This is a genomic window from Microbacterium sp. HMWF026 (assembly GCF_003061325.1).
GTDB lineage: Bacteria > Actinomycetota > Actinomycetes > Actinomycetales > Microbacteriaceae > Microbacterium > Microbacterium testaceum_E.
In genome coordinates this window covers 1-2778 of sequence record NZ_QAJB01000355.1, presented here as the reverse complement: position 1 = coordinate 2778, position 2778 = coordinate 1, and the positions used below count along the sequence as shown (strand labels likewise).

Annotated in this window: 3 protein-coding genes; 2 read left to right on the top strand and 1 reads right to left on the bottom strand. The window is 72.9% G+C overall.

From position 1 onward, the window contains the following. Positions 1–168 precede the first annotated feature (168 nt). On the top strand, positions 169–1398 hold the full coding sequence (locus DBR36_RS13335) for a DNA polymerase domain-containing protein (RefSeq protein ID WP_108320149.1): 1230 nt from the start codon (positions 169–171) through the stop codon (positions 1396–1398). Here the strand turns inward: DBR36_RS13335 and DBR36_RS13330 are convergent. Continuing rightward, a complete protein-coding gene (locus DBR36_RS13330; RefSeq protein WP_108320151.1) occupies positions 1365–1919 on the bottom strand; it encodes a TetR/AcrR family transcriptional regulator in 555 nt (184 codons plus the stop codon). The genes DBR36_RS13335 and DBR36_RS13330 overlap by 34 nt on opposite strands. A 72-nt stretch (positions 1920–1991) precedes the next feature. Here DBR36_RS13330 and DBR36_RS13325 point away from each other — a divergent pair, with 72 nt between their 5' ends. Then, on the top strand, positions 1992–2705 hold the full coding sequence (locus DBR36_RS13325; protein ID WP_108320147.1) for an MBL fold metallo-hydrolase: 714 nt from the start codon (positions 1992–1994) through the stop codon (positions 2703–2705). Positions 2706–2778: the final 73 nt, after the last annotated feature.

The following is a 2778-nucleotide window of genomic DNA, read 5'->3' as shown; positions in this document are numbered from 1 at the left end:
CGGGTCCGCCACGCGGCGGCACGTCCTGGACACTCGACACGACGAGCGCCAAGCGCGACGCCGGCACGAGCGCCAAGCGCGACGTCGGCACGAGCGCCCCGCGCGACGCCGCCGGGCGCGCACCGCAAGGGGTGCCGCGTCCGCCCGGCCCGCCGCTAGCCTCGCGCCATGAGCCCCGCGAAGACGCCGCCCGAGATCCTCGACGTCGACGGGCACGAGGTGCGCGTCACCAGCCCCGACCGTGTGGTCTTCACCGAGGCGGGGCTGACCAAGCTCGACCTCGTGCGGTACTACCTCGCCGTCGCCGAGGGAGCCCTTCGCGGGGCCGGCGGACGCCCCATGGTGCTGAAGCGCTTCTCGAAGGGCCTCGATCAGGAGCCCTTCTTCCAGAAGCGCGTCCCCGAGAACCACCCCGACTTCATCGACACCGCGATCCTGCGCTACGCCTCGGGCACCTCCGCCGAAGAGGCGGTGATCCGGGATGCCGCGGGCCTGGCCTGGGTAGTCAACCTGGGCTGTCTCGACCTCAACCCCCACCCCGTCCGCGCCGAGGATCTGGACCACCCCGACGAGCTGCGGGTCGACCTCGACCCCATGCCCGGAGTCGATTGGGCGCAGATCGTGGACGTCGCGTTCATCGCACGCGACGTGCTGCAGGATCACGGTCTGACCGGTTGGCCCAAGACGTCGGGGTCGCGCGGCCTGCACATCCTCGTCCGCATCCGCCCCGAGTGGGATTTCGCCGCCGTGCGCCTGGCCGCCGAGACCCTCGCCCGCGAGGTCGAGAACCGCGCCCCGGGATTGGCGACGGCACGGTGGTGGAAGGAGGAGCGCGGCGAGAGCGTCTTCGTCGACTTCAATCAGAACGCCAAGGACCGCACGGTCGCCTCGGCCTATTCGATCCGTCCGCTGCCCGACGCGCGCGTGTCGACGCCGCTCACCTGGGACGAGGTGCGCAGCCGCCGCCCCGAGGAGTTCACCGTCCTGACGGTGCCCGAGCGGTTCCGCGCGATCGGCGACCCGCACGCCGGGATCGACGACACCGCCGGGTCGCTCGATGCGCTGCTCGCGCTGGCCGAGCGTTTGGGGCCGGCCGAGAAGCCTCCGCGCGGCTCCGACGGCTCGGGCCGCCGCACGTCGACCATGCCGCTCATCGAGGTCGCGCGGACCAAGACCAAGCCCGAGGCGCTGGACGCGCTCGAGACGTGGAAGACCGGGCATCCCCAGGCCGCGTCCCACCTGCACCCCGCGGACGTCCTCGTCGACGGCATGCGCGGCTCGAGCTCGCTCTGGTACCGCGTGCGCGTGAACCTGCAGCACATCCCGGATGCCGAGCGCCCCGCGCAAGAGGAACTGATCGCCGACTACGATCCCTGGGCCGGCCGCTCCCCGTCCTGACCATCCACGAGCGAGCGCACGAGGTGGGCACAGCCGTAGCGGTACGCCTCGTCGAGGTCGCCGCCGAGGCGGAAGGCTCCGGCGAGCTCCATGGTCACGAAGCCGGTCGCCCACGCCGTGAGAAGACGGGCCGCGTCCAGCGCGCGCCCCTCACCCACGATGTCCGTCGTCGCGCGCAGCACCGGGGCGCTCGTCTGCGCCAGGGTGTCGGCATCCACGACCGAGGCGAAGAGCAACCGGAACGCCTCGGGTCGCGCGTGCCCGAAGGAGCGGAAGGCGTGCAGCTGCCCGTCGAGGTCCGACGCGGCCTCGAGACGGCTCGTGAGGTCGCGCGCCGCGTCGCCTCCGACGAGGGCGAGCAACGCGTCGCGGTCGCGGACGCGCTTGTACAGCGAGGGCGCTCGGACTCCGACCTCGACCGCGACCGCCTGCATGGTGACCGCGGCGATCCCGCCCGCATCGAGCAGGCGTGCGGCGGCGGCGACGATCTCGTCGAGCGTCGTTCTGACCGGTGTCGGCATGACCCCTCCCATGGCTACAGACATAAGCTATCATGGCTACACTTCGTAGCTATCACCGAGAAAGGCAGGCCCATGCGACTCGCCCCCGCCCTCCACCGCCTCGGCAACGAGCTCGTCGCCGCGCACCTCATCGTCACCCCCGACGGCATCACCCTCGTCGACGCGGGCCTACCCGGCTTCTACGCCGACCTCGTCCGCGAAATGGATGCCATCGGCCGCCCCCTCAGCGACATCCGCGGCGTCGTGTTGACCCACGGCGATGTCGATCACGTCGGCTGCTCGGAACGCCTGCGCCGCGAGCTCGGCATCCCCGTCTACGTGCACGCGGCCGACGCGGATCGCGCGCGCGGCGGGGACAAGCCGAAGACGACCGTCGGCCCCATGCGCCCCGGGCCCCTGCTCGGCTTCGCCGCCTATGCGATCCGCAAGGGGATGCGACCGCAGTGGCTCACCGAGGTGCGCGAGGTCGCCGACGGCGACGAGCTCGATCTACCGGGCCGCCCGCGCGTGATCGGCATGCCCGGCCACTCCCCCGGCAGCATCGCCGTGTTCTCGCCCGCCGTGCGCGCGGTCTTCGTCGGGGACGCCCTCACGACACGGCACGTGCTGACGGGTCGCCGCGGACCGGCGCCCGCCCCGTTCACCGACGATCCCGCCGAGGCCCTCGCCTCACTCGCGCGCATCGAGGATCTGGATGCCGACTGGGTGCTCCCCGGGCACGGTCCCGCGTTCCAGGGGTCACCGTCGGCCGCGGTCTCCGCCGTGCGGGCGGCGGCGAGGGCCTGAGGCGGGGCCCCTCCACCGTGCGGGCAGCGGCGCGGGCCTGAGGCGGGGCCCCGGGATCAGCGTCGTCGCGGAC

Excerpts from the sequence above, each read along its gene's own strand:
- DBR36_RS13330 (WP_108320151.1), bottom strand. The coding sequence starts at position 1,919 with ATGCCGACACCGGTCAGAACGACGCTCGACGAGATCGTCGCCGCCGCC.
- DBR36_RS13335 (WP_108320149.1), top strand. The coding sequence starts at position 169 with ATGAGCCCCGCGAAGACGCCGCCCGAGATCCTCGACGTCGACGGGCAC.
- DBR36_RS13325 (WP_108320147.1), top strand. The coding sequence starts at position 1,992 with ATGCGACTCGCCCCCGCCCTCCACCGCCTCGGCAACGAGCTCGTCGCC.